Source organism: Mesorhizobium sp. M7A.F.Ca.CA.004.06.1.1, from assembly GCF_003999135.1.
Taxonomy (GTDB): domain Bacteria; phylum Pseudomonadota; class Alphaproteobacteria; order Rhizobiales; family Rhizobiaceae; genus Mesorhizobium.
Map to the genome: position 1 here is coordinate 1 of NZ_RZPQ01001453.1, position 450 is coordinate 450.

General features: G+C 66.4%; 1 pseudogene. It reads right to left on the bottom strand.

The features are described from left to right. A pseudogene (locus EN906_RS36890) lies at window positions 1-441 on the bottom strand (2-aminoethylphosphonate--pyruvate transaminase); the annotation flags it as partial. Between the last annotated feature and the right edge of the window lie 9 nt (window positions 442-450).

Below are 450 nucleotides of genomic sequence, written 5' to 3' on the forward strand. Positions count from 1 at the left end.
GATATCAGGGTCGGCCGCGAGGGCCGCCGCCACCTCGTCGCCGCGCGGCGGCAGATAGTCGCCCTTGTCGATCAGCGTGTAGGCGCGGCCGAGATAGTGCATGGTCTGCGCGGCGCGCAGGCCGTAGGCGCCGTTGGCCAGCACCAGAACCTTGCCATCTCTGGGCACAAACGAACCCAGCATCGCTTCGACGCAGAAGGAACCGCTCCCTTGCATCGGCACGCAGTCGAACTCATCGTTCCTGTCCCCGGTCAGCGCCAGCAGGCGGCGACGCATATCCGATGTCATGGCGCGGAAGTCGCCGTCCCACGATCCCCAGTCGCGCAACATCGCCTCCTTGACCGAATAGGCCGTGGTAAGCGGCCCTGGGGTCAGAAGATACGGCTCGCCCAGCGCCGGACTGGCCAGCGGCTCCGCGGCAAATTTCGTCTCGGCGAGCATGTTGTCCTC